The following is a 6367-nucleotide window of genomic DNA, read 5'->3' as shown; positions in this document are numbered from 1 at the left end:
CCAGAGCAGGCGTAAACCGCTCTGGATTGCTTCGCTTCGCTCGCAATGACGATTCCCTTGAAGGGCATGATGTCCTAAAACCAAGTCATGCCCATCCCCGCCGATGCCCCGATCCTGACCAGCGAAGCGATGCGTGCCGCCGAGGCGGCGGCGGGGACGTCGCTGTCCGACCTGATGGAGCGCGCCGGCGCGGCGGTCGCCGATTGCGGGTGGCGGATGGCGGCGGGCGCGCCGATCCTGATCCTCTGCGGACCGGGGAACAATGGCGGCGACGGCTATGTCGCGGCGCGCCTGCTGCGCGAGCGCGGGGCGGCGGTTCGCGTCGCGGCGCTGGCGCCGCCCGCGACCGACCTCGCCAAGGCGGCGCGCGCGGCGTGGGCGGGCGAGATCGAGGCGATCGGCGATGATCTGTCGCCCGCGCCGGTCATCGTCGATGCACTGTTCGGCGTAGGGCTGACGCGCCCGCTCGCGGGCGATCTCGCGCGGCGCCTGCGCGGTTTGGCTGGCAAGCGGATATTGGCGGTCGATGTGCCGAGCGGGGTCGATGCCGATGGCCATGAGGACTGGGAGCCGCCGCTACCCCCTCACGTCACGATAGCCTTGGGCGCGCTCAAGCCCGCGCACGTCCTGCTTCCCGCCGCGCGAAGTTGCGGGCATGTGCTGCTCGCGCCGATCGGGATTGCCGCCGACCGGGCGATGCGGAGCCTGCCGCGGCTGGCCCCGCGGTCGCCCGACGCGGGGTCGCACAAGTTCAACCGGGGGATGATGCTGGTCCGCGCCGGGCCGATGGCGGGGGCGGCGGGCCTTGCGGCCGCGGCGGGGCTGCGCGCGGGCGCGGGCTATGTCGTGCTCAGCGGTGGCGATGATGCGCCCTTTTCGGCGATCATCGTCGAGGAGGACGCCGGCTATGCTCAGCGGCTCGGCGACAAGCGGGTCGGTGCGGTGGTGATCGGGCCGGGCTATCCGGCGAGCGACGCGCTGGACCGCGACGTCGCCGCGGCACTCGATTCGGGCAAGCCACTGGTGCTCGACGCGGCGGCGATCGACGCGGCGCTGCCGCATCTGGGGGGAACGCCCGCGATCCTGACCCCGCACGAAGGCGAGTTCGCGCGCGCCTTTCCCGATCTCGCCGGAAGCAAGATCGAGCGGGCGCGGGCGGCGGCCGCGCGCACAGGTGCGGTGGTGATCTACAAGGGCGCCGATACCGTCATCGCCGCCCCTGACGGGCGCGTCGTCGCGGCGTGGCCGGGGAGCCCCTGGCTCGCGACCGCGGGGACGGGCGATGTGCTGGCGGGGGCGTGCGGGGCGATGCTTGCGGGCGGCGGCGACGCGTTCGATGCGGCGGTCGCGGCGGTGGGCTGGCATATCGCCGCCGCGCGCCGTATAGGCCCCGGCCTTGTGGCCGACGATCTGATGTGGGACTGATATGAACGACAGCGCGCTGATCGAGCGCATCGCCGCGCGCGGCGATGGCGTGACCGCCGACGGGCGCCATGTCGCGGGCGCGGTGCCCGGCGACCGCGTTGCGGCCAATGGGACGCTGGTGCCGGGACCGAACCGCGCCGAGCCGGCATGCCGGCATTTCGGCAAATGCGGCGGCTGCCAGTTGCAGCATGTCTCCGAAGCGGCGCTCGCCGCCTTCGTGCAGGGCCGCGTCGTCGGGGCGCTGGAGGGGCAGCAGGTCGCGGCGGGCGAGGTGCTGCCCGCCTTGCTGTCGCCGCCGCAGAGCCGCCGCCGTGCAGCGCTCACCGCGCTCAAGACCGGCAGACAGGTCGCGCTCGGCTTCAACGCGGCGCAGAGCAACCAGATCGTCGACATGCGCATGTGTCCGCTGCTGGTGCCCGAACTGTTCGCGCTCGTCGCCCCGATCCGCGCTCTGCTGGACGGCATCGCGCCGCAGCGGCGCCCGGTAAAGGTCAAGCTGCAGATGCTCGACCAGGGCGCCGAGGTGGTGCTGGAGGGCGTGCGTGCCGAAGGGCTCGACGCGGCGATGGCGCTCCAGGATTTCGCGGGCGATCAGCGGCTCGCGCGGCTGGCGATCGATCAGGGCGATGGGCTCGAAACCGTGTGGCAGCCCGAGCCGCCGACCGCGCATTTCGGGACCATCGGCGTCGAAGTGCCGCCCTTCGCCTTCCTGCAGGCGACGGCGGCGGGGCAGGCGGCGCTCGTCGAGGCGGTGCGCGAGGCGATCGGCGATGCGGCGGCGGTCGCCGACCTGTTCGCGGGCGTCGGCACCTTCGCACTGTCGGTGCAGGCGGGACGCAAAGTCTATGCCGCCGAGGGCGCGCGCGATGCGATCGCGGCGCTGACCGGCGCGGCGAACCGGGCGCGGGCACTGGTCGCGACCGAGCATCGCGACCTGTTCCGGCGGCCGCTGGTGCCCGTCGAGCTCGATCGCTTCGGCGCCGTCATCCTCGACCCGCCGCGCGCGGGGGCTGAGGAGCAGGTGAAGCAGATCGCGGCGTCGAATGTGCCCGCGATTTCCTATGTGAGCTGCAATCCGGCGAGCTTTGCGCGCGATGCGAAGCTACTTGTGCAGGGCGGTTACCGGCTCGACTGGGTAAGGCCCGTCGGGCAGTTCCGCTGGTCGACGCATGTCGAGCTGGCGGGGCGGTTCAGCCGATGAATAAAGCCCCTCCTCTTTAGAGGAGGGGTTTCCGATCAATGCAGCACGAAACCGATGAAGGCGTGGAGGCAGAGCGCGATCAGCGCGAGGCTGGCCAGCGCGAACACCGCGAAGCGCCACATGACGCGGTTGACCGTCGCCTGGATCAGGCTGTGCACGATACGCAGGCCGACATAGGCCCAGGCGATCTGCGCATTGAGCCCGCCGCCCATACCGCCGACCGCGAGCGCCAGCGCGACGGCGTAGAAGACCGTCGGCTGTTCCATCAGATGGTTATAGTTGTGCGCCTTCCACTGGACTTCGGCGGGCAGCACTTCGTCGAGGCCGCGGCCCGTCGTGCCGACAAGATTCTGCGCGTCGATCTTGGCGCGGCCCATCGCGGGGATGCGCGTCGCATACATCCACACCCACATGACCATCGACCAGAGCGCCAGCGTCGCGACCGGTCCCAATATGGCGTTCGTTTCCATGGTTTTCCCCTCAGCCCAAGGTTGCGATCACGGCGAGCAGCGCCAGCGCGAACAGGCAGAGCGTCGACAGCAGGAACAGGGTGAAGCGGACCGGAATCCGGTTCACCGTCACCTGCCAGAGGCTGTGGACGATGCGGATGACGACATAGGCCCAGGCGAGCCCGCGCGTCAGGCCGGTGTTGCCGCCCGACAGGTGCAGGAAGATGATCGTCGCATAGAAGATCGTCGGCTGTTCGAGCAGATGGGTGTAATTGTGCGATTTCCAGTTCACCGCGGGCGGCAGGACGCCTTCCAAATCGGCGCCGCGGCCGCCGGGCGGCGCGGTCTTGAGGTCGACCCCCATTTTCTTGAGCGCGGGCAGGCGTGTCGCGGCGACCCAGCCGGCCATCACGAGCGTCCACAGGACGAGAATGGCGCCGGGCGCGAGCAGACTTTGTGACATGAACATCCCCCTTTCGATTTGCGGGGGATGCTAGGGCGCGCGCGCCAATATGCAACGGGCGATATTCAGTCGCGCCGCGCCGCCAGTTCGGCGCGGATCGCCTCGCCATCGCCGTCGATGCGCGGCGCATAGCCAAGGTCGCGGCGCGGCGCGGCGCCATATCTGACCGGCGGCCGCATCTCGAAAAAAGCGCCGACCTCTGGATGTTCGCGAGGACGAAAGAAATCGGTCGCGGCAAAATGCGGGTCGTTCCGGATATCGTCGAGGTCGCGAACGCGCATCGCGGGAATGTCGTTGGCCGCGAAGATTTTCAGCCATTCGGTGGTGGTCCGGGCGGGCGTCCGGCGCGCGATCTCACCATAGATCAGCGGCATGTGCCGACCCTTCGCCTTCGCCTCCTCATAGGCCGGCGAGGCGAGCATGTCCTCGCTGCCGAGCAGCCCCATCAGCCGCGCGGTCGATGTGGGCGTATAGGGGACGATCGCGATATGCCCGTCTTTGGTCGGGAAGGGCTGCCGCGTCGGGTCGAGCTGGCGCGGATAGCCCGCCGGGCCGATCGCGGGATCGAGCGTCGCGTCGCACAGATGTTCGGTCAGCATGAAGGCGGTGAAGCATTCGAACATCGGCACCGCGACCTCCTGCCCCTCGCCGGTGCGGAACTTGTGGACGAGCGCGGCGAGGATCGCCTGCGCACCGAAATGGCCCGCGACCTTGTCGGCGATCAGCGAGGGGAAATAACGCGGGCTGGAGTTGCCGTCGGCGCGCGGAAGCAGGCTGGTCGTCCCGCTCGCCGCCTGGATCACGTCGTCATAGGCCTGAAGGTCGGCGTAGGGGCCGTCCTGGCCGAAGCCGGTGCCGTGGACATAGATGATGTCGGGCTTGATCGCCTTGCAGCTTTCATAATCGAAGCCAAGCCGCGCGATCGCCTTGCCGCGGATATTGTGGAAAAAGACGTCGCCGGTCGCGATCAGTTCGCGCAGCGTCGCGGCATCCTCAGGCTTCTTGAGGTCGAGCGCGATCGAGCGCTTGCCGCGGTTCACGGTCAGGTGGATCGATCCCATCGTCGGGTCGGGCTTGCCGTTGCCGAGATAGCGCGAGACGTCGCCGAGGCCGGGCGTCTCGACCTTGATCACCTCCGCCCCCAGGTCGGCGAGCATCTGCGTCGCATAGGGGCCGAAGATGACCGTCGTGAGATCGATAATCCTGATTCCCTCGAGCATCGCCATCGCCGTTCCTTCTCCCGGAGTTTCGAATGGCGATGCCCGAACGCGGGGGCTTTGTCACCCCGCGCAGGGAGTCAGATGACGCCGAGCGACTGCATCGCTTCGGCGACGCGGACGAAGCCCGCGATATTGGCGCCGAGGACATAATTGCCCGGCGCGCTATATTCGTCGGCAGTCGCGGCGCAATTGTCGTGGATGCCGCGCATGATCTGCGCCAGCCGCGCTTCGGTCTGATCGAAGGTCCAGCTGTCGCGCGAGGCGTTCTGCTGCATTTCGAGCGCCGAGGTCGCGACGCCGCCGGCGTTCGCGGCCTTGCCCGGCGCGAACATCACGCCATTCTGGTGGAACAGGTCGACCGCGTCGGGGGTCGAGGGCATGTTGGCGCCTTCGCCGACGACCTGAACGCCGTTTCTGATCAGCGTCGTCGCATCCTTGCCGGTGAGTTCGTTCTGCGTCGCGCAGGGGAGCGCGACGTCGCACGCCACATCCCAGATCGACCCGCCCTCGATATAATGGGCGCCGGCGCCTTTCATGCGGACATAGTCAGACAGGCGCTCGCGGCGGACCTCCTTGACCTCCTTCAAAAGGTCGAGATCGATGCCCTCCTCGTCGAGGACATAGCCGTTGGAATCGGAGCAGGCGACGACCTTGCCGCCGAACTGCCGCACCTTGTCGATGGCATAGATGGCGACGTTGCCCGAGCCCGAGACGACGACGCGCTTGCCGTCGAGCGTCGCGCCTTTGGTCGCCAGCATCTGCTGGACGAAATAGACGAGACCGAAGCCGGTCGCCTCGGTCCGCGCGCGCGACCCGCCGTAGACGAGACCCTTGCCGGTCAGAACGCCCGCCTCGTAGCGGTTGGTGAGCCGCTTGTACTGGCCGAACATATAGCCGATCTCGCGCCCGCCGACGCCGATGTCGCCCGCGGGGACGTCGGTATATTCGCCGAGATGGCGCTGAAGCTCGGTCATAAAGGCCTGGCAGAAGCGCATGATCTCGCCATCCGAGCGGCCGCGCGGGTTGAAGTCCGACCCGCCCTTGCCGCCGCCGATCGGCATTCCGGTGAGGGCATTCTTGAAAATCTGTTCGAACCCCAGGAATTTGATGATGCCGAGGTTGACCGACGGGTGAAAGCGGATGCCGCCCTTATAGGGGCCGAGCGCCGAGTTGAACTGGACGCGGAAGCCGCGGTTGATCTGAACCTGGCCGCTGTCGTCGACCCAGGGAACGCGAAAGATGATCTGCCGCTCCGGTTCGCAAATCCGCTCGATCAGCGCATGATTCGCATATTCGGGATGTTTGGCGACGACGCGCCCGAGGCTTTCCAGCACTTCGTGGACCGCCTGATGGAATTCGGCTTCCCCGGCGTTACGGCGCAATACTTCATCAAGAACCGGCTGCAACTTTTCATCAATCTTGCTCAAAACATCCTCCTGACCGCATGAATCGAACCGGCGTGTGGACGATGCACGGCTGGGCCGCAAGGTTGCGGGGCAAGAAAAATGGCTTGATTGGAAGCTGTTCGCTGAAAATTGCGAGGCATCGAAGTGCGATGGTGTCAAATTACCCACCTCGTCATTGCGAGCGAAGCGAAGCAATCCAGAGT

General features: G+C 67.8%; 6 protein-coding genes. 2 read left to right on the top strand and 4 right to left on the bottom strand.

Annotated features, from left to right (window positions below; translation table 11 throughout):
- The first annotated feature begins 87 nt into the window (after positions 1–87).
- Together OJI97_RS11170 and OJI97_RS11165 are read left to right on the top strand one after the other, a co-directional pair.
- Complete coding sequence (locus tag OJI97_RS11170; protein WP_297663493.1) at positions 88–1425, top strand: NAD(P)H-hydrate epimerase; 1338 nt, start codon at positions 88–90, stop codon at positions 1423–1425.
- Position 1426: 1 nt separating this feature from the next.
- A complete protein-coding gene (locus tag OJI97_RS11165) occupies positions 1427–2626 on the top strand; it encodes a class I SAM-dependent RNA methyltransferase (RefSeq protein ID WP_297663492.1) in 1200 nt (399 codons plus the stop codon).
- 35 nt (positions 2627–2661) lie between these two features.
- On the opposite strand, the gene OJI97_RS11160 is transcribed toward OJI97_RS11165, so the two are convergent.
- The 4 genes from OJI97_RS11160 to gdhA form a co-directional block, all read right to left on the bottom strand.
- Positions 2662–3096: an MAPEG family protein gene (locus OJI97_RS11160; protein ID WP_297663490.1), complete on the bottom strand. Its 435-nt coding sequence runs from the start codon at positions 3094–3096 to the stop codon at positions 2662–2664.
- A gap of 10 nt (positions 3097–3106) precedes the next feature.
- Complete coding sequence (locus OJI97_RS11155) at positions 3107–3538, bottom strand: MAPEG family protein (protein ID WP_297663488.1); 432 nt, start codon at positions 3536–3538, stop codon at positions 3107–3109.
- Positions 3539–3603: 65 nt separating this feature from the next.
- On the bottom strand, positions 3604–4764 hold the full coding sequence (locus OJI97_RS11150; RefSeq protein WP_297663487.1) for a CoA transferase: 1161 nt from the start codon (positions 4762–4764) through the stop codon (positions 3604–3606).
- A gap of 71 nt (positions 4765–4835) precedes the next feature.
- On the bottom strand, positions 4836–6185 hold the full coding sequence (gene gdhA, locus OJI97_RS11145) for an NADP-specific glutamate dehydrogenase (RefSeq protein WP_297663486.1): 1350 nt from the start codon (positions 6183–6185) through the stop codon (positions 4836–4838).
- Between the last annotated feature and the right edge of the window lie 182 nt (positions 6186–6367).

Source organism: Sphingopyxis sp. (assembly GCF_025869345.1).
GTDB lineage: Bacteria > Pseudomonadota > Alphaproteobacteria > Sphingomonadales > Sphingomonadaceae > Sphingopyxis.
Note: the sequence above shows the minus strand (reverse complement) of the source record. Positions and strands in the feature narration are given on the sequence as shown.